Raw genomic sequence first — 26,226 nt, 5'->3', positions numbered from 1 at the left:
GAGCAGTGGGCAGCGGCTGCGCTTGGTCAACTCCTGCTACAGGCGGCCGACGTGGTGGGCCTCCGCCAGGCGGGCGACCCACTCGGCGGCGGTGGCGAACGCGACCCGGTGTCCGGCTTGGCAGGCTCGGATGCCCAGGTGTGTTTGCCGGTGACGGGCGGTCCCGGAAACACGGCGTTCTCTTTGCTCGCAACGAAATCCAGGTGATCGCGTACTTTCCCTCGTGGGAGTTGGCCAACGTGCAGCGCGGGGTGGTCCGGCATTGCCGGTACCCGACACAGTTCGGTGGTGGACATGCTCACGGCGGCGGACGACAGCGGAGCGTTTCGGCCCGGCGCCGTGGACTATGTGACATCGGTCAGCCGGACTGAACCGCGGCCTTGTGCTACCGGGTTGCCGCTGCAGCACACCGATCTGGTGCGCAAAGCCAGGATCTCGAGGTCTTTGTCCTCCTCGGTGGGGCCAGGCAAATGGCTCTCTGGGACGGCAGGTCGTCATGAGCCCAGACTGGTTTCCTACCACGGAGTGTGGGGAGACTGATCATGGACGCTGCACAGAAGTTCTCGGCCCGGCGTAAACCGCTGCTCGTCGCAGGAGTTGCGGTGGTCGCGTTGATCGCCGGTGTTGTTCCGGCATTCGCGACTCCTGTTGCTTCGTCTGCGGTGCCGGTTCCGGAGCGGTATCTCACCCAGCGTATTGAGTGGAAGTCTTGCTTCCCGGAGGAGCCTCCGCCTGGTTTGCCGCCGGGGTCGGAACGGTTGGAGTGTGGTTCGTTCGCCGCGCCGCGCAACTGGAACCGGCCGGAGGACAAGGTCGACGTGGTGGTCGCGGTCAGCCGCCTGCGCCCGGCCAGCGGCGCCAAACCACGCGGCAGCGTGCTGACCAACCCAGGTGGCCCCGGCGGACCGGGACGGCTCCTGCCGCTGGTATTCCTGGCAGCGGACCGGGACAAGCTGCTGGACAATATGGAGGTTGTCGGGATCGACGTACGGGGGACCGGGGACAGCACCAACGTCTCCTGTGGCAACGTCCCCTTCAGCCCGTTGGATCCGAGGGACCGCAGTCCGGCCAACGTCGACCTGATCCTGGACACCATGCGGCTCCTCGCCAGGTCCTGCCAAACCCGCTCCGGTGAGCTGGGCCGCTATATCACCACCGAACAAACTGTGCGGGACCACGATCTGTTGCGGCACCTGCTGGGCCGGGAAAAGATCAGCTGGATCGGGTACTCCGGCGGCACCTGGCTGGGTGCCTACTACGCCACCTACTTCCCGCACCGGGTGGACAAGTTCGTGCTGGACTCGAACGTCGAGTTCACCACCAGCTGGCAGGAGGTGTTCCGCTGGCAGCCACTGGGCTTCGAACGCCGTTTCCGGGAACATTTCCTGTCCTGGGTGGCTATGTATGGCAACGTGTACCACCTGGGCACCACCGCGGAGGCTGTGCGGCAGGTCTACGAACAGGTGCGGGCCACGCTGGCCGAACGGCCGGTGGAGGTGGACATCGACGGTGTGGTGATCACGGTCGACGCGGTGACGCTGGACTCGGTCATCATCGGTTCGTTGTACTCGAAGTATGCTTTTCCGCTGCTGGCCAGATTCCTTCGCGCTGTGCGGAAGGCAACCGGAACTCCCGGGCACGCGATCGCGTTCGGCCAGTCGCGGGAGGCGGCCGCCCAGCTCCAGGCGGCGCAACGACGGCTGCGCGGTCTGTCCCCTCCGATGCCCGGACAGCAAGCCGACGACGCGTTCACCGCGACGGCGTCGGCCATCACCTGCAACGACACCCCCTGGCAGGGCGATCGCGCCAGCCTCATCCGAGAGTCGGAACGCCAAGGACGCCGCTACCCGCTAGTCGGCTGGTACACCATTTTCGAGCCGTGTGTGTTCTGGAAACGTCCGAACCTGTTCCTGCCTCAACCGACCGGTCAAGGCGTGCCGCCAGTGCTCATGGTGCAGTCGACGCACGACCCCGCCACTCCTCTCGAGGGCGCCGAACGAGCCCATCGACGGTTCGCGGGCTCCCGGCTGCTCACTGTCACCGGTGAGGGTGACCACGGTATCTACGCAGGCGGCAACCCTTGTGTCGACAACCAGGTGGAAGCATTCGTGGTCGACGGCAAGGTGCCGGCCGGTGACCTCAGTTGCCCGGGAATGCCGCTACCGGAGCCGGACGCCGATCCACAGTCGGCGAACCCGCTGCAGGCCGTTGCGCGGTTCCACCGCCTAACGGGCCCGCTGCCGAAATAGAACGTTCAGAAGCCAGTCCGAAGAGGACTGGACAGACGTGGTCCACGGTGGACCACTGCCACTCCGAGCGCACCTTGCACGGCGCGTGTTTTTCGGTCCGCTTTCCCTGGGTGCTGTGTCAGCGAGGAGGTCCTCGTGATGAGGCAGTTGATTGTTCGGATGGCCGCGGTGGGTGCAGCGGGTGTGCTGCTGCTACCGGGCGCGGCGTCTGCGGCGGTTGACCCGCCGGTGGTGGTGAGTGTGCCGTCGCCGTACCCGGCGAACTGCAATGGAGCACCGCAGACCGGCACCAACTATTCCCACAGCGAGGTCGAACCGTTCGTCGCGGTCAACCCGGCGCAACCGCGGAACCGCATCGCGGTCTGGCAGCAGGACCGCTGGTCCACCGGCGGCGCGAATGGGGTGCTGGCCAGGGTGTCCTTCGACGGCGGCGCTATCTGGCAGGCCAGCGTTTCGCCGCCGTTCAGCCGCTGCGCGGGAGGCAGTCCTCGCAACGGCGGCGATTACGAGCGGGCCACCGACCCATGGGTCACCGCATCGCCCGCCGGTGACGCCTACTTCATGGCATTGGCGTTCAACAACTCCAACACCACCAATGCGATGCTGGTCGCGCGTTCCCGCGACGGGGGCCGTCGTTGGGGGCCGATCACGACCCTGATCAAAGACGCTGGGCCGGCCTTCAACGACAAGAACTCGATGACCGCTGATCCGCTCGACTCCCGCTACGTCTATGCCGTGTGGACCCGAGGGTTTACGGACGCCGGCGACGAATTCTTCGGTTCGACCTACTTCACCAGGACCACCGATGGCGGTGCCACGTGGGAACCCGCGCGGTCCATTTACGACCCTGGCCCTGGCGGCCTGGCCACCGGCAACCTCGTTGCCGTGCTGCCGGACGGCACTCTGCTGAACCTGTTCACCGAGTTCAGACCCGGCACGAGCGGCAACCTGGCCGTGCTGCGTTCCACCGACAAGGGCCAGACCTGGACAGGCCCCTTCTACATCGACGGGCTGGGCACTGTCGGGGTGATCGATCCACGGGACGGCGCCCCGGTGCGCAGCGGCGACATCCTGCCCGACATCGCGGTCGACCTGCGGCCGGGCCACGACGAGGTCTATGTGGTCTGGCAGGACGCCCGGTTCACCGGCTACCAGAACGACTCCATCGTGGCCGCCAGCTCCCGCGACGGCGGCCGGCACTGGACCGCACCCAAGCGGATCAGCCCGTCGGAGTCCGGGCAGGCTTTCACCGGTTCGGTGCACGTCAACTCCGCCGGGGTCCTCGGCGTCACCTACTACGACTTCACCCACGATTCTGCGGCGGACGAGCCCTTGGTCACCGACTACTGGATTGTGCGCTCCCGCGACGGTGGGGCGACGTTCGACCAGCGCGAGCGCATGACGCCCGCCTCGTTCGATATGCGCCAGGCACCGGTCGCCGGCGGATTCTTCCTCGGCGACTACACAGGCCTGGACAGCGCCGGCGACCAGTTCCAGTCGCTGCACGCGGTGACCACACCAGACGCGCCGGGCGACCCGACCGACATGCACGCTCAACACGCCACCGGCGTCACTATTGGCGCGGGAAACACCGACGAACGGATACGGATGCAACCATCCAGTAACCGACCTCGCCCCGTGATCACCCTCGACAGCGGGCTGGTCACCCGGCACTGAGGGCCGCCCAGCCCGGTTCCCCATCGGGATGGCTGGTGCCACACCGTATACGGAAGCGTCAGGAGCCGGAGCCCGCGGGTCGCGGTCGTTGTTGCCGTCTACATCATCCCTGCCGCGCGGAAAAGCCGGTCGTAAATCTGGCGGACTGCCTTCTGCTTGCGCGCGTTGTAGTCCATGACGTTTCCGCCCCCGGGGACCGCCGCCCGTTTCGTGTCCTCGTAGAGGGCGCGATCCTCGGGGTGGGCGCGCAGCCAGTCGCGGAACATGCGGTGTCGGATGCTCTCTGGGCAGTCCGGGCCGAACACATGCAGGTTGGCGCGAGGGTCGGCGAGTCTCAGGCATCGATGCTCGTGGAAGGACGGTTCTCGAACCGTGAGGACATAGCCGAGGCGTTCGAGCGGGGGAACATACACGTTCTCGTCGCGGGGATCGGCGACAGTGAGGTCGATGTCGATGACGTCTTTCGCGGCGAGTCCCTCGACGGATGTGGATCCCGTGTGCTCGATGCCCAGCACAGCGTCACCGAGCGTTGCGCGGATCTCCACCGACAGGGCCTGGTAGCGGCGGGGCCACTCTGGGTTGTACGGGACGATCGCGACTGTCTCGGGCGCGGGCGGCCCAGTGACCCAGGGGTTCTCGGACAGGTTGGGGTCGTGGTGTCGGGTGATCTCCTCATTGGTGGGCACTCGTCGCAACGTAGCAGCGTTCGGCCGGGGCACCGATCCCTTGTGCGCACAGACCGCAGCACAGAGGCCAGCCCACCGAGCACATGTTCGATCAGAACGCGAAAGCCAGGAGAGCCACTGGTCAGGTCGTGTTCCGGACATTCACTCCGTCCGCTTACATGGCCAGCGCTCGTCACGGCAGAATGATCGGCCGTGCTGCTGCGATTGGCTTACCTCGGCCTGACCAACACCTTTACCGTGTTCAGCACTGCCGTGCAGCGTCACGACTCCGTTCGGGCCTGTCCCGTTGTCAGGTGGGCGCTGTCCAATGGATCCGCCAGCGCGTCCATCCCGGCCTTGCGGGCTAGCACGATAGCCCTGGCCCGATCGGGCACACGCAGTTTCCTGAAGACGCTGGAAACGCGGTTGCGTACGGTTTTCGGGCTCACGTCGAGCCGTCGCGCCATCTCGGTGTTGTTCAGCCCTGACACCATCAGCTCCAGCACCGCTCGCTCGGATGCGGTGAGTTCAGGCAATGCCAACGGGCCCGATGCGACAGAGAAGTAACCCACGAACCGTCGCGCGATCACCGGACCGAACACCACCTCGCCATCTGCCGCGGCACGCACAGCCCGATACAGCGCGCTCGGTGCCGTGTCCTTGAGCAGGTATCCCTTCGCGCCAGCACGAATGGCTGCGAGTACGGCGTCGTCGTCGGCAGACGTCGTCAGTACCAAGACGACCGCCTCGTGGTCACCCAGGTTGATCTGACGCGTGACCTCGACTCCTGGTGTGTCGTCGAGGTTCGGATCCATGATCACGGCATGGGGTCGCAGGCTGGCTACCAGACCCATTGCCTCGGACCCGGATGAGGCCTGGCCGACCACCGTCAGATCGTCGAACACATCGAGCAACGCGCACAGTTCATCCCGGAACTTCGGATCGTTGTCGACGACCAGCAACCGGAGGCACTCCACAGTCATAGTGCGACCATCAAGCAAGGGTGTGGAGCCGGACATCGGCAGAATCACCTACAGAAGTGCGGCTTCGTCTGTGGACGAGATGTGCCGGGTTGCGTGAGCCGCAGCCGATGTGCAGCCCCATCACAACCGGCTGTCGCTGCACTGGTTGACACCACGAGTCGAACGACTCACTCCACGTTTCCCTATCGCCCAAGGAGCACAACCAGTGTCCACGACTCCATCAGGAGGCTTGAGCCTCTCCCGGCGCGAGTTCGCCATGCTCGGAGCCATCGCCGCCGGCCGCGGCGAAATCACCGGCAGCTGCGAACCCGACTTGTTCATCGACAGCCTGGCCTGCAGCGACCAGAGCGCCGCCCACCACCTCGCGCACGCCGGCCTCGTGCATGCCACGCGCCCGGCCGAGGTGGGACAGCGCGTTCCCGCCGAACTCACCACCTCAGGCCACGCCGTACTCGGGACGCTGGCAACCACGAACCGGGACCGGGAGGCCGCGTGACCATCGCGCCGCTCAACACGCCGTCAACGTTCGATCCAGCCTGGAAAGGGACCAACGAGATGTACGAGATGTTGCTCTACGAAATTCTGGCCAGAACCCGGATGCGCGAAGCGGAGCAGTTTGCCCACCACCACCGGGTAGCGCGTCGGCTGCACTCCAGCCGACGATGGTGCCGGCTGGCCAAGTGGGCCAAGCAGAAGGCCGAGCGGGCTGAGCGCTCGCTGTGACCGACAACTGTGTGTGCGCATCGCTCTCCCGGATCGGAGAGCGATGCGCTTCGAAACCACACACTCAACTGGGCCCGCACCAATGTTGTCCGGTCTTGAAGAACGTGGGTTTGCCTGTCCTCCGACTGTCGACTATGGACATCGCTAAGACCGCTACCCATGCGATACCGGCCTCGGCATGGTGCGGCTGAGTTTCTCCCTCGACGAGACGCTCAGTCCTCCACAATGGACTTTCTGGTGCTCGGCTTGTGCAGCGCTCACGAAGCCCCGAGATCTTGGACGCGCTAGCCGCCCAGAATGCTGCGGGTCAGTGACTGCCGCTCGGTCTGCCCTGCCGCGGAACCACGTGCCGCTCGATCGCCTCCAACATCCCCGCCGGGCGGCATGATAGGCATCCACCCCACGCTGCAGATTGACCAGCTCCCAGGACGGAAAGTGCACGATCACGTTCGGCATCTACGCTAACGGCCGACCGACATGACCAGTGACCCGCCCCGCAGGCCGGTACGAACCTGGCCCAGTCCCGCACCGACCACAGCAGGCTGGCGAATCCTCAACGTCTCATGCCCTTCTTTCCATCCCTTGGCCGGTGCTGGCGTGAAGTGCGCACCCCCTTGCGCACCCCTTGCGCACTTCACGCCCTCTCCCCTCCCGGTCGCGTCTGTCGAGGAGTTCAGTGTGCCTGCGAGCATTAACGAAAGACGTCCGGGACATTGCCTACATCGCCATTGACCAGTGCGCTGACCACGCCGGCCCGGGATGTGACGCCGAGCTTGGCGATGATGTGCTCAGCATGGTGGTCGACGGTTCGAGGACTCAGGTACAGCTTCGCGGCGATCTGCCGGCTGGTCATCCCCGTGACCAGCAAATCGGCCACCTCCCTCTCCCGGGAGGTCAGCGCGGCAGACCCGACGGCATCGCGAGGGTTACGTTGTCCCGTAACGCCGCGCGGCACCCGACGACCCAGCCTGCGCAGTTCGCGAACAGCCCGCTCCTGCAGTCCGTTGGCGCCACAGCGAGCAAATAGCACGCGAGCCTGTTCCAGTTCGTCCAGTGCGCGAGGGCGTTCTCCGGTGGTGGCTGTCGCTGTGCCGGCCAGCAGCCAGGCTCGGCCCGCGTCGAGGCGATTGTCGCTCTTGATGAACTCTGCGGCGGCCGTCCGGGCCGCTGTACCAGCGTGTGCCGGGTCGCCGGAGGCGTACAAGACTCTGGCGCGCGCAAGTCGCGCGAACGCCCTGCGGCCCGGCAGCGCCACCAGGCTGGCGGCCGTTGCTTCGGCGCGCGCCGCCCATTGTTCGCCTTCCGCCACGCGGTCCAACGCTAGGGCGGCGGTGGTGAAGAACTCGAACCAGGCCGGGCGGCGAGCCGGATCCACCAACGGTAGCACTGGGTCTCTACTGGCGATGTCCAGAATGGACGAACACCCAACGGGATCATCGGCCATCAGATGAGCATGCGCGAGAAGCTTGGCCGTCCACAGTGACAACCAGTCGGCAGGAGGTCCGGCTAGGCGGCACGCTTCCTCACCCAACCGCAGGGCCTGCTCGCTCTCTCCGGTCAACGCCGCCACCTGGCACCGCATTGCCAGCGCGAACGCGTGCAGCCAGGGACTGCGCACCAACAATGCCGCTTCCTCAGCGTCGACGAAGCACTCTTTCGCCTGCACCAACAGCCCCTGCCACAGCAACACCCTGCCGCGACTGACGAGCAGCCTGGTCAGCAGAGAGTTCTGACCAGTAGCCCGGGCCACCGCGAGGCCACGTTCGAGATGCCGCCTTGCCACGCCACAGCGCTCCAGATCGTGCTCGACCCAACCTAACCACACCAGACCGTTGAGCCGCTCCGCCAGCTCACCATCGGTCAGCCCGTCGACCAGCAGGGCCGCATGGCTACAGTGCTTGAGCGCAGCTGAGATGTCCTCGGCGAGATAGTCGGCGTAGGCCGTGAAACTGGCTGCGGTCGCCCGTGCGGGGCGATCCTCATGGCGGCTGGCAAGCAGGTATGCGCTGCCGGTCCACGTGCGGCTGTCGGCGACATCGCCACGCCGAAGACTCGCTTCGGCCAGTCCGAGCTGCAGGGCCGTCGCGGCGCCGTCCTCCAGGCGGGGCAGCCCTCGCAGCTCCGCCAGCAGCAGGGCACTTGCCTCGTCAATCCGGCCCAGAAGATGTTCGAGCGTGGCGCAGAACGAGACCGCCCGTACTCGTCGATCCGCTGCCGCGCGTGGCAGGAGTCGCAACACCTCATGCAGGACATCCCGGGCCTCCCACAGCTGGCCGCTGATCCCGAGGAACCTAGCCATGTCCGTGAGCAACTCCAGGCGACGTACGTCGCCCTCGCCCTCGTCGGGTAGCAACCTCAGCGCCACGGACAGCCAATGCGCGGCGTCGGCCGGTGCCCGGCCAGCCACGGCCTTGGCGGCGGCGACCAGCACCGCGATCGCCTCGTCATTCCCAGTGAGCGCCGCGTGCTCGACGTGAGGCGCGCGCTGCACCATCGAAGCGCCTCGCTCTGCTAGGGCGTTCCACGCCCTGGCATGGGCTTGTACCAACCAACCGACTCCGGCGTCTTCGTACGCGGCGGCACGCACTATCGGGTGGCGATAGGACAAACGGCCTGGGGCCGTCGATTGGACGAGATCACGGGCGACCAGGTCGTCCAAAGCGCTGTCGGCCTCCTTCCGGCTCAGCCCTGCGACCGCAGCCATGAGATCAGGTTCGAAGGGATCACCGGCTACCGCGGACGCGTGGGCGACCAAGCGGACCCGCTCGGGCAACATCGCCAGTTCGGCTTGCAGACTCGCGCGAACAAGGGAGGGAACACCATCGAGCGACACCACACCGGTTCGTGATTGGACAGTCGGCGAAGCACCCGACCGCGATTCCTCCCCTGCCATCGCAGATAGCTGCACTTCGGGAACACGAGCCAGCGCTTCCAGATAGAACGGGTTGCCACCGCTGGCTTGGTGCAGGACCCGGCACCGCGCCTCATCGACATCGGGCCCGAGGAACTCGGCGACCCTGTCGAGACTGAGCGGACCGAGATTGACCCTCCGAACCACCCCTTCCCGCGTGGCGTGGGTGAGCACGGCGGCGAGCCGGCCAGGTCGCTGGCGGGGACGGTAGGTAGGTACCAGCACGACGGGCGCGCTCGGCGGGTGGCGGAGCAGATACCCCAGCAACTCGAAAGACGCGTCATCTCCCCAATGCAGGTCGTCCAGGGTGAGGACAAGCCCAGACGAAGATGCCAGGCGCTCCAGCAGGGCCCGTATCGCCAAGTGCAACCGGTAACGCTCAACTCCGAGGACCAAGCGCTCGTGCCCGGCCTTCGTAAGATCCCGTGGCACCGAGACACCCGGAAACACCATTGCGAGCTCACCCACTAGATCGGCGCCAAGCCCAGCGAGATCAGACGGGTCGAGCGAGGCGACACGGTCACCCATCGCATCGAGAAATACCCCGAACGAATTGTGACGTTCCAGCTCCGTGGCATGACCTGCCAACACCACCCAGCCCCGGCGATTCGCCGTCGCACACATCTCACCCAATAGCCGGGACTTGCCGATGCCTGGCTCGCCCACCACCTCAATCACTTGAGCGAGCTCGTCGCGCGAACGATCAAGCACGTGCTCGAGCAACTCCCTCTCCCGATCTCTCCCCACCAGACGACGGGCACTGTCTCTTAGTGCTACGCCACCGCTACGCATGCCTTCCCCCTATTCCTGTCGAGCGCACTTCTTGTTCCCCCTCTGTGATCGCACCTCAATTTCAACCTCGACCTAGCTGTGGCGGGGCTGCATGGCAGCTGTGAGCCATACAGTTCCGTCACAGCCAGATGCTGTTGCAGTGACAGCAGAACAACTCGGGCCCTATCCTTCCGAGTCCAACTCCGGCGCTTTCCCTTCGCGGAATGGCCAGAAATCTCTCGAAAGTGTGAGAAGAAGGAAGCTATTCGACTGTTCGCGCCTCGGTGACGTGTCAGGGCGGGGTAGCCCATGTTGCCAGCAGGGCGTGGCCGACGCCGGTGAGTTCGGCGGGCACGAGCTGGCCGACTTTCGCCGCGATGGTGGCGCGCACAAGGCCGGCGTGCGCGAGGTGCCGGGAGGCGCTTTGGTCACAACAGGGCAGGCCGTCGATGAACAGATCGGGTGCGCAACTGCATGTGATGGTGGCGCGACCGGCGGCGATCGCGCGGAGCATGGCGAGCTCACGTCGGGAGAGAGTGGGGAAGTCTGGCAGCATGACGGACATTAACCGTGCTCCTTTTGTATTTCTTTTGCGGAAAGTAATCCGTGTCGAAAACGAGGTTTCGGGTGAGGTGTCGCTGCAGTCGGAACACACCTTTGCGACACCTGGCTGGTGCCGGACTGCGGACGACAAGGAACAGGTCCTGCAGGCCTGGATGGGGAAGTGGCAAGAGGTCGAGTGTCGGTGTTTCCGGCGGCGAGCGGGTGTGTCCGTTCGTGGCTAGCCGGCGGACTGCGCGATCCAGTTTTCTGTCGCAGTGAGGGAGCGCTCTGTCCGCTCCAGCCTTCTGGTCGCTCGCTTGGCGGCACGCTGCCATCGCCGGTGGGACCGCAGCAGGCGGGCTAGGCGCTGCCGACTGGCCAGTTGCTCCGCCTCGTACATCCGCGTCCTGACCAGGTCTTCGTAGGGCAGCATCTCGATACTCCTTTCCCGTCTGAATCAACAGCTGGTGGTGCTGCTGAGACGGGCGGTGTATTCCCGTGGCGATATCCTGACAATCGTTTCGATCAGTGCTGGTGAACTCTCGCACTATTCGAGGGTGGGGCGGGCGTCGAGTGCGTACCCCCAGTTTCGCGCACTCGACGCCCCGTTTTCGGGTGGCCGTACCCTCTTGCGGCCTGTGCCCCGGCATGCGTCGACTGACCGTGAGAAACATCCGTCGAATTGCCTGCCTTTACCCAATCCCTAGGAACCCGACGGCCGCTCTCTTCTCATTTCACCGTCACCGATTGCCGTGTGACCACACCGCACCACTTGTCGCGCGTCGAACGAGTGACGTCACTCCCGATCACGGAAACGCACCTGACTACTCACCTTGTGACCAGACGATGACCGTTGAGCCGGGCAGACCGGCGAGCCGGGACGTGGTGGAGGAGTAGTTGATCGACCATCTGTTGATCAAGCTCGCTCGGGAGGGCTGCGTCCCGTCAGGGCGCATGACGCGATGTGTGGTGTGTCCGTCCGGTGGCTGGTGGGGTACCAGATTGGCCATTGGCACTCATGCGCCGTCCTTGCATGGTTGTCGTGGTGCATGTGGGTAGTACAGTCCGGTGGAGTTGTTCAGGGTCGGTTGCTGGACGCTGGACAATCAACTCAGGACAACCTGCTGGGGTCTTGAGGGGGTGGATCAGGTGCCCCGCCCGGAGCGTGCGCTCGACTCGCGCGATGATCCGGTGGTGCGGTTCGCGGCCGACTTGCGTCGCCTGCGGGACAAGGCGGGAAGTCCGGGATATCGCGAGCTGGCGCGGCGCGCGCACTATTCACCGGCGACGTTGTCCGAGGCGGCGAGTGGTCGCAGGCTGCCGACTCTCGCGGTGACGCTCGCCTATGTTAGGGCCTGCGACGGGGACGTCGCCGAATGGGAAGAGCGGTGGCATGCCGTGGCGGCAGAGCTGGCCGCGGCACAGCGGCACGACGCCGAAAGCGACACCACGGCCGCCGGGGAGGATACGCCCTATGTGGGTCTGGCGGCGTTCCAGTCCGAGGATGCGCAGCGGTTTTTCGGCCGCGAACGCCTGCTCGACGAGCTGACCGGGACACTGTCGCGCCGGCGGGTGGTGGTGCTGGTCGGCTCCTCCGGATCGGGTAAGTCCTCGCTGCTACGTGCGGGCCTGGTGACCACCGCGCGGGCCGGCGGGTTGATGGGCACGGTGGGGTGGCCCACGGTGTTGTTCACCCCAGGCGCCCGGCCATTGCGCGAGTGCGCGATCCATCTCGCCGGCCTGCTGGGAGTGTCCCCGGGGGCGCTGCTGACCGACTTGGCTGCTGATCCGGGCAATCTGGGCATGGCCGCGCGTCAGGTCCTGGCCAGTCGGCCGGAAGGTTCCGAACTGCTGGTGGTGATCGACCAGTTCGAGGAGCTCTTCACGCTCTGCCCCGACCGGCAGGAGCGAACCCGGTTCATTTCGATGCTGGTGACCTCGGCCGAAGCGGCCGACAACCGGATGCGTGTGGTCGTGGCGGTGCGAGCCGACTTCTACGCCCACTGCGCCGACCACTCCGACCTGGTCGAGGCGTTGCGCGAGGGCCAGGTACTCGTCGGCCAGATGACGCCCGACGAGCTGCGGCGGGCGATCACGCAGCCAGCGGTGGACGCGCGGTGTGCGGTGGACAGCGCGCTGCTGGCCACGGTGATGGCGGAGGCCGCCAGCCGCCCCGGCGTGCTGCCTCTGGTCTCGCACGCCATGCTGGAAACCTGGCGACGGCGCCGCGGCAACACCCTCACCCTGGAGGGATACCAGGCGGCCGGCGGCATCGACGGCGCGCTCGCCCAAACCGCCGAGTCGGCGCATCACGCGCTCGACGCACACCAGCGGTACCTGGCCAAGGCGATCTTCCTCCGGCTCACCGCGCCGGGCGAGGGCACCGAGGACACCAAGCGACGCATCGGCCGCGACGAACTCGACCACAGCAACCCCAGCACAGCGGTGGTCCTGGACACCCTCGCCCGCGAACGACTGCTCACCCTCGACGAGAACACCATCGAGATCACCCACGAAGCCCTGATCCGCTCCTGGCCCCGGTTGCGAACCTGGGTGGCTGAAGACCGCGACGGCCTACGCATCCACCGCCAGCTCACCGACGCCGCCACTGCATGGGAAGCCCTGGACCGCGACCCCGGAGCCCTCTATCGCGGCACCCGCCTGGCCCTGACTCGCGACTGGGCCAACACTCCCCATCACCGCGCCCAGATCAACGCCCTCGAACAGGAATTCCTCGACGCCAGCGACCATGCTGCCCGCCGTCGCACCCAGCACCAGCGCCAGTTGATCGCCGCACTCACCATCCTGCTGGTGCTGGCACTGGCCGCAACCGTGGTGGCAATCTACCAACGCCAGACCGCCCTGGACCAACGCCGGACCGCCCTGGCCGGCAAGCTGACAGTCCAATCCGCCACCGCGGTCGCCGCGGGGCAACCGGATGTGTCGATGCTGCTGGCCGTCGAAGCCTTCCACCAGGACCCCACCCTGGTCGGAGCCCGTAGCGCGCTGCTCAGCAGCCAAAGCCAGCACTTCACCGCCCGGCTCACCGGCCACACCGGTGAAGTCCAAGGAGTGGCGTTCAGCCCCGATGGCCGGACCCTGGCGACTGCCAGCGTGGATATGACGGTGCGGTTGTGGGACGTGGCCAGCCACACCGTGACCGCCACCCTGACCGGCCACACCAGCGCCGTCTTTGGGGTGGCGTTCAGCCCGGACGGCCGGACTCTGGCCACCGCCACCAGGGACGCGACGGTGCGGTTGTGGGACGTGGCCAGCCGCAAGGAACTTGCCACTCTGACCGGCCATACCGACTATGTCTTTGCGGTGGCGTTCAGTCCGGATGGCCGGACTCTGGCCACTGCCAGTGGGGACGCGACGGTGCGGTTGTGGGACGTGGCCAGCCGCAAGGAACTTGCCACTCTGACCGGCCATACCGACTATGTCTTTGCGGTGGCGTTCAGTCCGGATGGCCGGACTCTGGCCACTGCCAGTGGGGACATGACGGTGCGGTTGTGGGACGTGGCCAGCCGCAAGGAACTTGCTACCCTGACCGGCCACACCAGCGCCGTCTTTGGGGTGGCGTTCAGTCCGGATGGCCGGACTCTGGCCACTGCCAGTGGGGACATGACGGTGCGGTTGTGGGACGTGGCCAGCCGCAAGGAACTTGCTACCCTGACCGGCCACACCGACTTGGTCAGCTGGGTGGCGTTCAGTCCGGATGGCCGGACTCTGGCCACTGCCAGTGGGGACGCGACGGTGCGGTTGTGGGACGTGGCCAGCCGCAAGGAACTTGCCGCCCTGACCGGCCACACCAGCGCCGTCCTTGGGGTGGCGTTCAGCCCGGACGGCCGGACCCTGGCCACCGCCGGAGGGGACAACAACGCAGTGCTATGGGGCATGAACGGCCCGATACTTACCCCTTACCCAGCCGCGCTCGTATCGGACGTAGTGTTCAGCCCAGATGGCCGGATCCTGGCCACAGCCAGCTACGACAAGACGGTGCGGCTGTGGGACGTGGCCAGTCACACCGTGATCACTAGGCTGACCGGCCACACCGGTGAAGTCGTGGGGGTGGCGTTCAGTCCGGATGGCCGGACCCTGGCGACTGCCAGCTTGGACAAGACGGTGCGGCTGTGGGACGTGGCCAGCCACAACATGATCACCATCCTGGCCGGCCACACCGGTGAAGTCCGCGGCGTGGCGTTCAGCCCCGACGGCCGGACCTTGGCCACCGCCAGTGGCGACAAGACGGTGCGGCTGTGGGACGTGACTGGCCGCAAGGAAATCACCGCCCTGCCCGGCCACGCCGACTTGGTCAGCCGGTTGGCGTTCAGTCCCGACGGCCGGATCCTGGCCACAGCCAGCTACGACAAGACGGTGCGGCTGTGGGACGTGGCCAGTCACACCGTGATCACTAGGCTGACCGGCCACACCGGTGAAGTCGTGGGGGTGGCATTCAGCCCGGACGGCCGGACCCTGGCCACCGCCACCAGGGACAAGACGGTGCGGCTGTGGGACGTGGCCAGCCGCACCGTGATCACCACCCTGACCGGCCACACCGGTGAAGTCTCCAGGGTGGCGTTCAGTCCGGATGGCCGGACTCTGGCCACCGCCGGTGGCGACAAGACGGTGCGGTTGTGGGACGTGGCCAGCCACAAGGAACTTGCCACCCTGACCGGCCACACCGATCATGTCTTTGGGGTGGCGTTCAGTCCGGACGGCCGGACCCTGGCCACTACTGGCAGTGACAGCACAATACGGCTTTGGGATCCTGATCCGGTTCGGGTCATCGCCCATAACTGCCAGTTGATCGGCACCGTCACCCGAACCCGATGGGAACAGCTCATACCCGAGGTGCCGTACGATCCCACCTGCTCCTGAGTCCTCCAACGCGCCGTGAGCAGACAGGCAGGCCAACCCTGGCCATTCAAGATCCGGTAACCACGGGCAAGCTTTGGCACATGGTTGTCATTGACGTACTTTAGCCGCTTTGCAGCATTGCGCGTTCGCAACGATGCGACGAGGGTAGATGTGAATTTCGTTCAATAGATCGCCAGTCTCAATATTTAGCTCCACCGATCAAAGGAGGTAAAGGCTCATGCGCATCTATGAACGCCCAACTCTATCTCGCGTTGGCAAATTCACCCAGAAGACCGCAGGAAGTTCCGGCATCAGGAAGGAGCTCATCGGGAACCGTCTATAGACGCCAAATTCCTTATTGGGCGTAGCTGGTTAAGGATGGGTACCGTCTAGATCGCCAACCGTAGCAAATGTCTTCAGCCAAATGTGGAGGCTTTTACAGTGCCGGACCCCGGCGTGTCGTGGTTTGTTGCCTTACCCGATTGCGAGCCCGCTCGTCTCATCGCCAGGAAGTTGCGGGAACAGGTCGATGACCTACGGGAGATTCGTCATTCGTCCGGCCGACCGTGGCTCCTGGGGAGCTGGACGACTCGCGAGGCAACCTCGGCCGAGGTGAGCGCCGGAAAGATCACCGTGATCGGCGAGCATCGGGTTTCCTCGGACCGGCTCGCTTGGATGTTCAGGGACACGAGCATCCGCACGACGAGTTCATCGTCCTGGATGCCCGCCGGAAGCTTTCACCTGCTCATGTCGTTGGACGGAACGGTCCGGGTACGGGGCACCATCTCGGGAGTGCGACGAGTGTTCCACGCTCGAGTCGGCGGGCTGACCATCGCCAGTGATCGTGCAGATGTGCTGGCCGCCCTCGCCGGTGGCGGGATCGACGAGGAACGGCTCGCGGTTCGCCTGTTGTCTCCTATCGCGCCGTGGCCGCTGGTATGGCGGCCATTATGGCGCGGCGTCGAGGCTGTGCTTCCCGGCCACGACCTGGAGTTGGATGGTTATGGGGACTGCTGGCAGGTTCGCTACTGGACGCCTCCACTCCCCACGCTGTCGCTGCAGGAGGGTGCGCGGGCGCTACGTTCGGCGCTGACCGAGGCGGTTGACGTCCGTGTCCGTGACGACCCAGTGGTGGCGTCCGATCTGAGCGGTCTCGACTCCACGTCGCTGTGCTGTCTGGCCGCACGGACCGTGGTTCGACTCGTTGCGGTCACTGCGGCCAGCCCGGACGTCATGGACGACGATGTGCGATGGGCGCGGCTGACGGCTGCGGCGCTACGCACAATGCTGGACACTGCCAAACACGATGTCGTCCACGACGTCATCTCCGCCAACGACATTCCGTTGACCTATCACGGGATTCTCGATGCCGACGACCATCTCGACGAGCCCTGCCACATAATCACGGACCGGTCGTGTTTTCTCAGGCTCGTCGAACACGGTGCCGCACACGGTGCCCGGGTCCGCCTTGCCGGCGTAGGTGGAGACGAGGTGCTGGATACTGGGATGGCCTGGTTGCATTCGGTGTCGCGGACGAACCCCACAGCCGCGATCGGCCTCGTGCGGGGATTCGCCGCGAAGTACCGCTGGCCGCGACGCCGGCTGGTGACCAAGTTGCTCGACAACCGCTCATACCGGCGGTGGCTGGCCGGACTGCCGCGGGACATCGCCGCCCCTGTCGACCTGGACGATCCGCCGCTGGACTGGGGCACGGTGCCGTCGCTACCTCCGTGGGCAACACGAGAGGCAGCACGCGTCGTCAGGGATGCGCTGTTCGATGCGGCACGCACCGCTGACCCGTTGGCGAACAGCCGCGGAATGCACAGCACCCTGGACACCATCCACGTCGGCTCGCTTGTCGCCCGGCAGTTCCAGCAGATGGCGGCGCGACATCAGGTCACACTCGCACTGCCATACCTCGATGACGCGGTCGTGAACGCGTCCCTGGCGGTGCGCCCCGAACAACGGCTGACCCCTCGGCGTTACAAGCCGCTCATCGTGGAGGCGATGCGCGGCATTGTTCCCGCCGAAACCCTTGCCAGGACCACGAAGTCCGAAACCGGAGCCATCGTCGAACAGGGCTTGCGGGAACACCGCGACCAGATCCTCGATATCGCCGAGGGTTCCCTGCTCGCCGAGCGAGGGCTGGTCGACGCCGACAGGATGCGCCAGATGTGCCTGCGGCCGCCACGCTCGGATATGTCGCACACAACGCTCGAGTCGACCATCGCGTGCGAAATGTGGCTTCGCACGGTCACATCCAGGACAGCACCAACCTGACGGGAGGTACCTATGGCGTTCACTCTCCGAGACAACGTGTCGGCCGTGGAAACCGACTACGGAATGGTGTTGCTGGACGAGGACAGCGGCGACTACTGGAACCTCAATCCTTCGGGCGCGGTTGTTCTGCAAGCGCTACTGGATTCGGGAAACCTGGATGCGGCCACCATCGAGCTGGCCCAGCAGTTCGCCGTCGATCACGCGACCGCCCTTGAGGACGCACGAGCCCTGCTGACGGCTTTGCGTTCCGCCCGGCTGGTGACCGAACACGACTGAGGGACCAAGACGGTCTTCGCCAGTCCACTGTGGGAATACAGAACCAGGAAGAGTAGGGCGCAGCCGATGACTACGCCGGAAACCATTTCCCACGATCCGCGGTCGGTGCCATGGAACCGGCGCCTCCTCGTGCGCCTGGTGGCCGGGGTGGCCCTGCTGCTCTCCTCCCTGTCACCCCGGCGCATCCGGCACCTGCTGGGTGCGATCCGCCGCGGCGCGAGCCCGGCAACCTACTCCGAGGCCAAGGCGGCGAGGGATCTCGTTGTCGCGGTCAGCCTGGCTTGCACCGGCCCGAAGTCATGCCTGCCCCGTTCGATCGCCACCGCGCTACTGTGCCGGCTACGAGGTTTTTGGCCGACGTGGTGCGTCGGAGCGCGGAAGATACCGCCGTTCGGCGCGCACGCCTGGGTCGAGGCCGAAGACAGGCTCGTCGAGGAACCGTATCCAGCCGGCTACCACGTCGTGCTGTTCTCCGTGCCGCCCCTCGAGCCTGAAGGGCCGACGCGATGACCGCGTCCGAGACCTCTGCAAACCGGCACAAAATCGGGCCCGGCTGCGCGACGTGCTGCACCTGCTGACCGGTCACCACGGCTGGATCGCACTCGGGTGGCGAGTGGGACAAGCTCGGTGGCCGAACTTGTCGCCTTCCTGCTGTACATGACCTATCTCGCGATGCCGTTGAGCGCCGTGGTGGACGCGGTGACCACCATTCAACAGCGGCTGACCAGCGATGCTTGGCACTGATCCCAGCCAGCGACTCCGCGCTCTTGTAGGTGGTTCTGCCGATGTTTCGGCTCCACACCGCTGCCTAACGTTCCGGGCACGCCGTCCAATCCGCGTGTTCGTCGGGGTCGAATGAGGGGAGACGGGCGTGAGAAGCCGCAGGCTGGGGGTGGGCGGCCAGGCTGAGATCGGGTACCGGGCGATGCTGACCCGGTCGCGGTGGCAGCCGGAAGACCTCGCGCGAGCGCTGGGGTGGCCGTTGGAGCGGGTCACCGCGGTGCTGGCGGAGTTGTGTGCCGAAGGGCTGGTGATGATTCCGCCGTCGAAGCCGGTGCTGTTCGTGCGGTACAGCCGTGTCTCGCGCTTCCGGCGTTGGCCGCCCGCCGCCTCGGCATTGGCTGCACGCCCACGGCGGTAGCCGTGGAAACGTTTGTCTCACTGCACGAGCAGACCACCGGCCGTCTCGATGACGCCATTGTACCGCTCGAAAAGGCCGTAGCGTCTGGTCAGAACACCAAGTAGGCCGTTGGGATCATGGTCCAGTGATCGTGTCACTGGAGTACCAATTGACCCGGCGACTGCTGTCCGTCCCCGTGGTGTTGCTGCGCCGCGACACCGCCAAAGACGCCGAACTGCTCGTGCTTCGGCACGAGAACTCCGTCGCCAGATCACCGGCCAGGTCCGGTACGAGCCAGTAGATCGTTTCTGGTTCGCCGCGCTGTCCTCGCTGTTGCCCCGACGCTGCTGGCACGACATCGTCCCTGTCCGACCCGCCACGATCCTGGCCTGGCATCGCAGATTCATCGCTAAGAAGTGGGACTACAGCGCACGCCGACGCCTCACCGGACGGCCACCCACCCATTCGAGGATCAAGAAGCTCGTCCTTCGCCTAGCCAACGAGAACCCACGTTGGGGGCATAGGAGGATCCCAGATCCGTGCATACGAGACAGTCGACACGGCACGCGGTCAGATGGGTCTGATGTGGATAGAGATGAGGTGGCGCACGGATCTACTGCCAGCCATCGACAATCGGCGACCTGTTTGCCGCGTTGTTGATGCCGGGCAGGTCGTAGGAGGCCTCGATGGTGCGCAGGACGGTGTAGTGGTCGATCCGCTTACTGTAGGTGCCGGGCTTGACGTGTGCGCCGACGAACACGGTGAAGATCTGGTTCACCGGAGTGCCGCAGTCCTCGTCGAAGGTGACGATCAGCAGGCTGTTGTGCGTTTTGGCCCACTGCACGTAGCCATCGAGGTGATTCTTGAGCCAGGTGTCACCCGTCCCGATCGGACAGTCGTGCATGTCGTGGCACATGTCGGGCGTGACGAATGAAACGGTCGGCAGTTGTGTGTAGTCGCTCGGGAACCTCGAGTACCGGAGGTTGCTGGAGGCCGGGACATTGCTGAAGTCCACCCAGCTGTTGTGTTTGCGCCGGTAGGTGCCGCTTGAGCAACCGGTGTAGCCGTCCGACGGCATCGCCTCGGAGTACCCTTTGAAGGTCTTGCCCGCGCCGGTCAGTTGCGAGGCAAGGTTGGTCTTGCTGCCGAGGTTGATCGGGCAGCGGTCGTCGGTGACGCCCTGTGTCGAGCCGGAGAATATCGCGATGTAGTTGGGCTGGCTGGGATGGGTGATCGCGAACGACTGGCTGAACTTCGCGCCCTGTGTGGCAAGCGAGTTGAAGTACGGCGCGCTGGAGCTGCCGTTGATCGACGAATAGTTCTTGTTCTCGAACATCACCATCACGATGTGGTCGAAGCGGGGCACAGCCGCGGCAACCGGTTGGATGCCCGGTCCTGCTGTGGCGTCATGCGAGGCGGTCACCGCCGTCAGGGTCGCGGCCGCGATGGCGACCACTATGCGCGTGCGGAACATGAACCCTCCTTGGAATCAGGGAATCTCCCATGGTTCCATGGTCACGCCGACAGTCGGTACACGCCAAGAGACAGAAGTATGTGTTCAGGGCGGATTCCTGGCATCCCTCGGCAGGAGCAACCGGCACCGGACAATCACCGTCCCGTGCGCCCAATTGTCCAGTCCGAACTGGACTGGTTTGACGTACTTGCGCCAAGTGCGATACATCGCCATCGCGCCTAGTCGTAGTGCAATCGTGATGGCACCAGGATGGGTCTGACCAGAACGGATGGAGTTTCCGGCACCTACAGGGTTCGGTGGACGCGATCACACGTGGCGGTCGCTGATGCCCATATTCCACCGATCGCTCGTTGACGAACGCGCCGGTCGAGGCACCGTGGCCAGGCAGCGCATCCTCACCGAACGGAACTTGTCGGTGGTCTACGTGATCTGGGCGAGGGATGCGAGCATGGGACGGTCAGCGTGTGTTCGGGCGACTGGTGATCGGGAACGGCAACGTGTTCGACACCCAGAGGGCTTGGCCCGGTTCCGTCCCACACGAGCAGATGCATCTAGCGATGCGGAGTACCCCGGGGACGCGCACCTGGGCTCCGCAATGACGGCGCGGGCAGGCACTTGACGGCCTCGAGGTTCCCGGACTGTCAGCGGCGAATAGATCCACTTGTCTGGCGGTTCGGATTTGGGCTGGTCGAGGATCGAAGCTATTTCTTCTTGCCTGTGCTGGCGTGCGCGGTTTCGAACGCTTCGATGACGTTGCTGGGGATGCGGCCGCGGTCGGAGAGCTCGTAGCCGTTCTGTCGGGCCCAGTCTCGGATGGCCTTGGTTTGCTCGCGGTTGGCTGCCGGTGTTGTGGCTTTGGGCGAGGTACCGCGCTTGACTCGGCCGCCGGTCCGGCGAGCGTGGTCGACGAAGTCGCCGAGTTGGTTGCGGAGTTTGGCGGCGTTGGTGGCGGTCAGGTCGATCTCGTAGGCGGCGCCGTCGAGTCCGAAGGTGACGGTGGTGATGTCGTCAGACGCGGTGCCGTCCAGGTCGTCGACGAGTTGGACGAGAACTTTCTGAGCCACTGCGTTGCCTGCTTTCTCTTCAGGACGGGCGGTAACGCCCGACATTGAACGGGGATAGCTCAAGAGAGCATAGGTTCGTGTAGTGCTCGTAGATCAACACCTGCATGGCCTCGGCGTGGCGTGAAAGGCTTAGCGAGTGCATCCCAGCGCGACGAGTTACCGCACACAGCACGAGTTGCGTGCGTGGCGCGTCGGCCACCTTGTGCGCGGCGATGCCGTAGACGAACGCGAGGAATTATCGTCTCTGGTCGTGACAACCGGGCAGAGCCCTGAAGATCGACCGGACTGCCTCACGGGCAACGTCGTCGGCGATGACGAGAAAGCCGCCCCGACGCCCCGTCTCGAGGTCCACCGACGCCTGCGTTTGGGCGGCATTCTCAACGAATTCCACTATGCCGCTTGCCCCTGCACGGATGACGTTTCGGTAGGCGCAAGGTCAAGGTTGCGGAAACTGCGCACGGGCGCTCAACACCGGCGCCGACTTTGTGGTGCTCGTCGTGCTGGATCACGGGCTCGTCTTCGGACTGAGTGGGAGGAGGTTATTGCTCTGTGGAGTTGGTCGGCATCTGGCCGGCGGTCAGGAATGTGACGGGCGGGACTGTATGGCGTTGGCTACGGGGTGGGGGAGTGGTGGCGATTGTGATTGCGGGGAGTTGTTCGGCTGGAGAGGGAGCGGTGGCGCTCGTGGGTTGAGTGTTGATGGGTGTTGGTGTCGGGATGGTGTTCAGGGCGCGGCGTGCGGTGTTGATCCACAGTGTCCACATGGCGTGGTCGCGGTGATCGGCCATCTGGGACTGTAGGGCGGAGAGGATGCCACGGGCCCGGGCTGCCAGTACGGGATGAGCTGCTACCTCGGACCACGGTGCTGTCGCTGTGGATCCGCCGCGGACGGCTCTTCGGACGTGCTCGGTCAGATCCGGGTGAGCCAGCCCGAGCCAGTGTTCGATCGTGGTCGAGTGGTCACGCATAAGGTCAACTCCAGGCAAGAAGGGGTCGATGGGGCGGCAGCGGTACCGCTGTTGATCATTCTTACCCCGTCCTACGCGGTTCAACACGTAATGTTCCCGGTTCGATTCGCACCTTCGCCAGAACCTGTACCGCTCGAAAGGTTATCGCTGCACGTCAAGCGGAGTAACTGCTGTGTTTCCTTGATCAGGCCCCTGAGGGCCGGGTGCGGAGCAGGCTGCGAACCCTGACCGATCACCGGCGGATCCGCACCCGCACGGTCTCGTTGGCATTGCGCCGCCGCGTACCTGGTCGTCGGTAGCGTCGTCAATGACGACCGACATGTGGTTTGACGTGCAGCGATGACTTTTCGGGCGGTACAGGCCTCGTGCGAGATGTAGAGTTTCACTCGCGACTGCGGGCGGTCGTCGAGATCGAGCGCGAAAAACGACAGCCGATCCAGCTCGCCCCGCGTCAACGCGCTCGCGACCACCGCGTCGTACGCGCGGTTGATACCCAGTCGGCTCAGTCCCTCGGCTACCAGCCTGCCGGCGTGCGTGGGACCAGTTACCTGCGGGTTGAGGTATATCTTCCGCAGTGCCCGGCCGATGAGTTGGGCAAGGACCAGTTGGAGCGGGGTGTCGTCTGCCACGATCATGATCGTGGCAGACGATAAATCAGCGATCAAACCCAGATCACCCGTCTCGACATCCGCCGACACCAACGGCTGGGCGGCGGCATCCTCAACGAATACCACCACGCCGCATGATGCTGCACGGAGGAGATTTTCGACAAGCGCAGGTTCGCTGGACCCAGACGCGGGAGTGTCCCAGGAGCCAAACAAGTGGCCAACTGTACTCATTGGAGTTGTGGGCGCAGGCTGAACTCTGTACCAAGCTCTGGGGCACGCTGGCATTAGCGCACAGCGCACGTGCCGGCTCAGGTCGCGAGCAGAGCGGGCTGTTGACGGGCTAAGTGACGCCATGGAGGTCTTACAACGGACCTGCTTGTCCTCACAGGTGGTGTGCGCTTCACCAGGCACGGGATTCACAACGCCTTTAGCCGACGATGAGCCCTGGCGGGGCGGAAACATGGGGTGGAAGGAAGTGTGATCGTGGTTCGGACATGTGTGCACGGTCGCAGTGCGTGGTGGGGGTCGACGGCATTCGGTCGTGGTCTGAGTCGTGTGGTGGCGTTCGCGTCGGTGGCTGTGCTGCTGGCGATCGCCCCGGCGGCGGCGGATCCTGCCACATCGAGAACTGTCCTGGCCTGGGGCGAGAACTGGGGGCAGCTGGGGGACGGCACCGACACCAACCGCAGCGTCCCGGTTCCGGTGTGTGCGGTCGGAGAAACCGCCCCGTGCCACCGCTTCCTCTCCGGGGTCACCAAAATCGCCGCCGCGGGCGGCCACAGTTTGGCGCTGACCTCCGGCGGGCGGGTGCTGGCCTGGGGTGCCAACCAAGAGGGGCAGTTGGGGGATGGCACCCTTATCGACCGCAGCGTCCCGGTTCCGGTGTGTGCGGTCGGAGAAACCGCGCCGTGCCACCGTTTCCTCACCGGGGTCACTGGGATCGATGGCGGTTATCTCCATAGCGTGGCCACCGTGTCCGGCGGGCGTGCCCTGGCCTGGGGCGACAACCAACACGGGCAGCTGGGGGACGGCACCAACACCAACCGCAGCGTCCCGGTTCCGGTGTGTGCGGTCGGAGAAACCGCCCCGTGCCACCGCTTCCTCACCGGAGTCACCAAAATCGCCGCAGCTCTTCGCCATAGCCTCGCCATCGTCGGATAGGACGCCGACAGCCTGGCCAGCTGCCGCCAACCTGCGCGGTCCCAGAAGTCGGCTCATGGTGTTCACCCTGTACCGCTCGAAAAGTCATCGCTGCACGTCAGGCCACACATCGGCCATCGTCGATGGCGGCCTCCGAGTTGGGCCAAGCCGGGCCAGTCATGGCATAGCCAGTTCATCGTGCTGTGGTCGCCCACCGCGAGAGCAGACGGAACGTCTTGCCTCGCGAACAAGGCATGAGCTGCCCGACGAGGTCGGCCAGCGTTGTGTCGCTACGCATCCACGCCCCGCATGCTCGAAGGCCTTATCAGGGAACATCACTATGCCGCTTGATGCGATGAAGGAGCGGGGCCTCCGCTCCCCGGTGAGTCCCAGCGGATGCTGGGGTTGCTGAAGTCTCAACGACGAAGGAGGCCCCTGGTGGAAGCCTACGAGGATAAGCAGTTCGTGGGTATCGATCTGCATCGTCGCCGGAGCGTGATCGTGCGGATGAACGCTGCCAGCGAGGTACTGGAGTCGACCCGGATCGTCAACGACGCCGAACGGCTGACGTCGGTATTGGGCCGGTGCGGGGAAGCACCGGAGGTGGTGATGGAGGCAACCTATGGCTGGTACTGGGCCGCGGACGTGATCGCCGGAACGGGTGCGCGGCTGCATCTGGCGCATCCGTTGGGGGTCAAGGCATTCGAGTACCGGCGGGTCAAGAACGACGAACGCGACGCGACGGACTTGGCTGACCTGCTAAGGATGGGCCGCCTGCCCGAGGCGTGGATCGCCCCGCCCGTCACCCGGGAGTTGCGGGAGCTGGTGCGTCACCGCGCGAAACTGGTTGCGCTGCGGTCGCACTGCAAGGCCGAGATCCACGCCGTGCTGGCCAAATGCGGTATCCAAGTGTCCATGACCGACCTTGTTCGGCGGCGCAGGACTCGAACTGCTCACGCGGGTCACGCTGCCCGGGGTCTACCGGGGCCGGATCGACTCGCTGCGACGGGTCATGGACACACTGGACTTCCAGATCGAGGTCTTCGCCGGGCTCACCCGGGCGCGGTTGTCATCTCATCCTGGTTATGTGGCAGTGCAGAGCATTCCCGGGATCGGCCCGACACTGGCCGCGGTGTTCGTCGCCGAGATCGGGGATGTCCACCGCTTCACCGGCCCCGAGCAGTTGGCCAGCTGGGCCGGGCTGACCCCGAAACACCACGAGTCCGACACCCACGTACACCGCGGCCGGATCACCAAACAAGGCTCACGATTGGTGCGCTGGGCGGCGGTGGAATCGGTGCAGGTGCTGCCCACAACCAGCACGATCGGCGCGTTCCGGGCCCGCATCGGCGCGAAACGAGGCCGCAACATCGGCGTCGTGGCCGCCGCCCGCAAGCAGATCGGCCACGTCTACTACGCGCTGCGCGACCACCACGTACGGGCCCTGCACCGCACACAGCCCCCTCCGAAGACGTGTGCGGCATGAGCCACACACGGGTAGCAGGTCGGCGCGGGTCGTGCAGGTCATGACCCCCACCCGGCGCGGTCGCCGCTCTGATCGACCCCACCGACCAGCACAGCGCACCCCATCATGCCACCCCTGCCGGCGGCGAAGGGATGACCGGCAGCCGCTACCGCCTACCCGGGCCGGAGCACCGGCCCTGATGAGCGCAACGCCCACACCACCAGACAACCAGGAGCACCCCCACCCCCTTCTTCCCGCCTCACACAGCATGCGCCGCCCGGCACCGGCATCAAGGCCCTCCGGCCGCTAACGCGGTCGAGCTCCGCCCGAGCCTTGACCCCCGACGCCTCACCCCGGCGCGCCCACAACCCAGCGGAGAAGACCACAACAAAGTCAGCAGCACCCCTTGACCGGCCCCACTCCTTCAGGGATGACCTGCAGCGATGACT

21 protein-coding genes and 1 pseudogene are annotated in these 26,226 nt (G+C 65.5%); 14 read left to right on the top strand and 8 right to left on the bottom strand.

From position 1 onward, the window contains the following. Positions 1-542 precede the first annotated feature (542 nt). Both JOF56_RS49065 and JOF56_RS49060 read left to right on the top strand, forming a co-directional pair. Entirely contained in the window at positions 543-2,249 is a 1,707-nt protein-coding gene (locus JOF56_RS49065) for an alpha/beta hydrolase (protein ID WP_209646323.1), read from the top strand. Positions 2,250-2,387: 138 nt separating this feature from the next. Beyond that, positions 2,388-3,926 (top strand): sialidase family protein, encoded by a 1,539-nt coding sequence (locus JOF56_RS49060; RefSeq protein ID WP_209646322.1) that lies wholly within the window; start codon positions 2,388-2,390, stop codon positions 3,924-3,926. A gap of 98 nt (positions 3,927-4,024) precedes the next feature. On the opposite strand, the gene JOF56_RS49055 is transcribed toward JOF56_RS49060, so the two are convergent. Both JOF56_RS49055 and JOF56_RS49050 read right to left on the bottom strand, forming a co-directional pair. Then, entirely contained in the window at positions 4,025-4,612 is a 588-nt protein-coding gene (locus JOF56_RS49055) for a GrpB family protein (protein ID WP_209646321.1), read from the bottom strand. 260 nt (positions 4,613-4,872) lie between these two features. Then, the gene (locus JOF56_RS49050) at positions 4,873-5,574 is read right to left on the bottom strand and encodes a response regulator (RefSeq protein ID WP_209646320.1); all 702 of its coding nucleotides are present in this window, start codon (positions 5,572-5,574) and stop codon (positions 4,873-4,875) included. A gap of 205 nt (positions 5,575-5,779) precedes the next feature. On the opposite strand from JOF56_RS49050, the gene JOF56_RS49045 reads away from it, so the two are divergent. Next, a complete protein-coding gene (locus JOF56_RS49045) occupies positions 5,780-6,070 on the top strand; it encodes a hypothetical protein (protein ID WP_209646319.1) in 291 nt (96 codons plus the stop codon). After that, positions 6,067-6,297 carry a hypothetical protein gene (locus JOF56_RS49040; RefSeq protein WP_209646318.1) on the top strand — a complete coding sequence of 77 codons (231 nt, stop codon included), beginning with the start codon at positions 6,067-6,069 and terminating at the stop codon, positions 6,295-6,297. Before JOF56_RS49045 ends, JOF56_RS49040 begins: the two co-directional genes overlap by 4 nt. Before the next feature lie 691 nt (positions 6,298-6,988). Here JOF56_RS49040 and JOF56_RS49035 read toward each other — a convergent pair. From JOF56_RS49035 to JOF56_RS49025, 3 genes are all read right to left on the bottom strand, one after another. Further along, entirely contained in the window at positions 6,989-10,000 is a 3,012-nt protein-coding gene (locus JOF56_RS49035) for a helix-turn-helix transcriptional regulator (protein ID WP_245378735.1), read from the bottom strand. Positions 10,001-10,271: 271 nt separating this feature from the next. Beyond that, positions 10,272-10,544 carry a hypothetical protein gene (locus JOF56_RS49030; protein WP_245378734.1) on the bottom strand — a complete coding sequence of 91 codons (273 nt, stop codon included), beginning with the start codon at positions 10,542-10,544 and terminating at the stop codon, positions 10,272-10,274. Between the two features lie 216 nt (positions 10,545-10,760). Then, positions 10,761-10,955, bottom strand: coding sequence for a hypothetical protein (locus tag JOF56_RS49025; protein WP_209646316.1), 195 nt, complete (start codon positions 10,953-10,955; stop codon positions 10,761-10,763). A gap of 716 nt (positions 10,956-11,671) precedes the next feature. On the opposite strand from JOF56_RS49025, the gene JOF56_RS49020 reads away from it, so the two are divergent. The 7 genes from JOF56_RS49020 to JOF56_RS59125 all read left to right on the top strand — a co-directional run bounded on the left by JOF56_RS49020 (position 11,672) and on the right by JOF56_RS59125 (position 19,359). After that, the gene (locus JOF56_RS49020) at positions 11,672-15,403 is read left to right on the top strand and encodes an nSTAND1 domain-containing NTPase (protein WP_209646315.1); all 3,732 of its coding nucleotides are present in this window, start codon (positions 11,672-11,674) and stop codon (positions 15,401-15,403) included. A 217-nt stretch (positions 15,404-15,620) separates the two neighbouring features. Next, on the top strand, positions 15,621-15,725 hold the full coding sequence (locus JOF56_RS61015; protein WP_372448329.1) for a keywimysin-related RiPP: 105 nt from the start codon (positions 15,621-15,623) through the stop codon (positions 15,723-15,725). A 269-nt stretch (positions 15,726-15,994) separates the two neighbouring features. Continuing rightward, positions 15,995-17,662, top strand: a complete 1,668-nt coding sequence (locus tag JOF56_RS49015; protein ID WP_209646314.1) for an asparagine synthase-related protein — start codon at positions 15,995-15,997, stop codon at positions 17,660-17,662. 12 nt (positions 17,663-17,674) lie between these two features. Next, a complete protein-coding gene (locus JOF56_RS49010) occupies positions 17,675-17,938 on the top strand; it encodes a lasso peptide biosynthesis PqqD family chaperone (protein ID WP_209646313.1) in 264 nt (87 codons plus the stop codon). 66 nt (positions 17,939-18,004) lie between these two features. Next, entirely contained in the window at positions 18,005-18,448 is a 444-nt protein-coding gene (locus JOF56_RS49005) for a lasso peptide biosynthesis B2 protein (RefSeq protein WP_209646312.1), read from the top strand. A gap of 361 nt (positions 18,449-18,809) precedes the next feature. Then, positions 18,810-19,079 carry a hypothetical protein gene (locus JOF56_RS49000; protein WP_209646311.1) on the top strand — a complete coding sequence of 90 codons (270 nt, stop codon included), beginning with the start codon at positions 18,810-18,812 and terminating at the stop codon, positions 19,077-19,079. 124 nt (positions 19,080-19,203) lie between these two features. After that, positions 19,204-19,359, top strand: coding sequence for a hypothetical protein (locus JOF56_RS59125; protein ID WP_245378733.1), 156 nt, complete (start codon positions 19,204-19,206; stop codon positions 19,357-19,359). Positions 19,360-19,671: 312 nt separating this feature from the next. Here the strand turns inward: JOF56_RS59125 and JOF56_RS48990 are convergent, their stop codons facing one another. From JOF56_RS48990 to JOF56_RS48980, 3 genes are all read right to left on the bottom strand, one after another. After that, on the bottom strand, positions 19,672-20,532 hold the full coding sequence (locus tag JOF56_RS48990; protein WP_209646310.1) for an alkaline phosphatase family protein: 861 nt from the start codon (positions 20,530-20,532) through the stop codon (positions 19,672-19,674). Positions 20,533-21,233: 701 nt separating this feature from the next. Further along, entirely contained in the window at positions 21,234-21,596 is a 363-nt protein-coding gene (locus JOF56_RS48985; RefSeq protein ID WP_209646309.1) for a histone-like nucleoid-structuring protein Lsr2, read from the bottom strand. A gap of 1,048 nt (positions 21,597-22,644) precedes the next feature. Continuing rightward, positions 22,645-23,301 (bottom strand): hypothetical protein, encoded by a 657-nt coding sequence (locus JOF56_RS48980; RefSeq protein WP_209646308.1) that lies wholly within the window; start codon positions 23,299-23,301, stop codon positions 22,645-22,647. A 426-nt stretch (positions 23,302-23,727) separates the two neighbouring features. On the opposite strand from JOF56_RS48980, the gene JOF56_RS48975 reads away from it, so the two are divergent. The 3 genes and pseudogenes from JOF56_RS48975 to JOF56_RS48965 all read left to right on the top strand — a co-directional run bounded on the left by JOF56_RS48975 (position 23,728) and on the right by JOF56_RS48965 (position 25,798). Further along, on the top strand, positions 23,728-24,333 hold the full coding sequence (locus JOF56_RS48975) for an RCC1 domain-containing protein (RefSeq protein ID WP_209646307.1): 606 nt from the start codon (positions 23,728-23,730) through the stop codon (positions 24,331-24,333). A gap of 375 nt (positions 24,334-24,708) precedes the next feature. After that, a pseudogene (locus JOF56_RS61010) lies at positions 24,709-25,197 on the top strand (IS110 family transposase); the annotation flags it as partial. A 40-nt stretch (positions 25,198-25,237) separates the two neighbouring features. After that, positions 25,238-25,798, top strand: a complete 561-nt coding sequence (locus JOF56_RS48965; RefSeq protein WP_209646306.1) for a transposase — start codon at positions 25,238-25,240, stop codon at positions 25,796-25,798. The last annotated feature ends 428 nt before the right edge of the window (positions 25,799-26,226 follow it).

The organism is Kibdelosporangium banguiense (genome assembly GCF_017876405.1).
Taxonomy (GTDB): Bacteria; Actinomycetota; Actinomycetes; order Mycobacteriales; family Pseudonocardiaceae; genus Kibdelosporangium; species Kibdelosporangium banguiense.
This window is presented reverse-complemented; position numbering and strand designations above follow the sequence as displayed.

Excerpts from the sequence above, each read along its gene's own strand:
- JOF56_RS49060 (WP_209646322.1), top strand. The coding sequence starts at position 2,388 with ATGAGGCAGTTGATTGTTCGGATGGCCGCGGTGGGTGCAGCGGGTGTG.
- JOF56_RS49005 (WP_209646312.1), top strand. The coding sequence starts at position 18,005 with ATGACTACGCCGGAAACCATTTCCCACGATCCGCGGTCGGTGCCATGG.
- JOF56_RS61015 (WP_372448329.1), top strand. The coding sequence starts at position 15,621 with ATGCGCATCTATGAACGCCCAACTCTATCTCGCGTTGGCAAATTCACC.
- JOF56_RS49050 (WP_209646320.1), bottom strand. The coding sequence starts at position 5,574 with ATGACTGTGGAGTGCCTCCGGTTGCTGGTCGTCGACAACGATCCGAAG.
- JOF56_RS48990 (WP_209646310.1), bottom strand. The coding sequence starts at position 20,532 with ATGTTCCGCACGCGCATAGTGGTCGCCATCGCGGCCGCGACCCTGACG.
- JOF56_RS49035 (WP_245378735.1), bottom strand. The coding sequence starts at position 10,000 with ATGCGTAGCGGTGGCGTAGCACTAAGAGACAGTGCCCGTCGTCTGGTG.
- JOF56_RS49025 (WP_209646316.1), bottom strand. The coding sequence starts at position 10,955 with ATGCTGCCCTACGAAGACCTGGTCAGGACGCGGATGTACGAGGCGGAG.
- JOF56_RS49010 (WP_209646313.1), top strand. The coding sequence starts at position 17,675 with ATGGCGTTCACTCTCCGAGACAACGTGTCGGCCGTGGAAACCGACTAC.
- JOF56_RS49030 (WP_245378734.1), bottom strand. The coding sequence starts at position 10,544 with ATGTCCGTCATGCTGCCAGACTTCCCCACTCTCTCCCGACGTGAGCTC.
- JOF56_RS49065 (WP_209646323.1), top strand. The coding sequence starts at position 543 with ATGGACGCTGCACAGAAGTTCTCGGCCCGGCGTAAACCGCTGCTCGTC.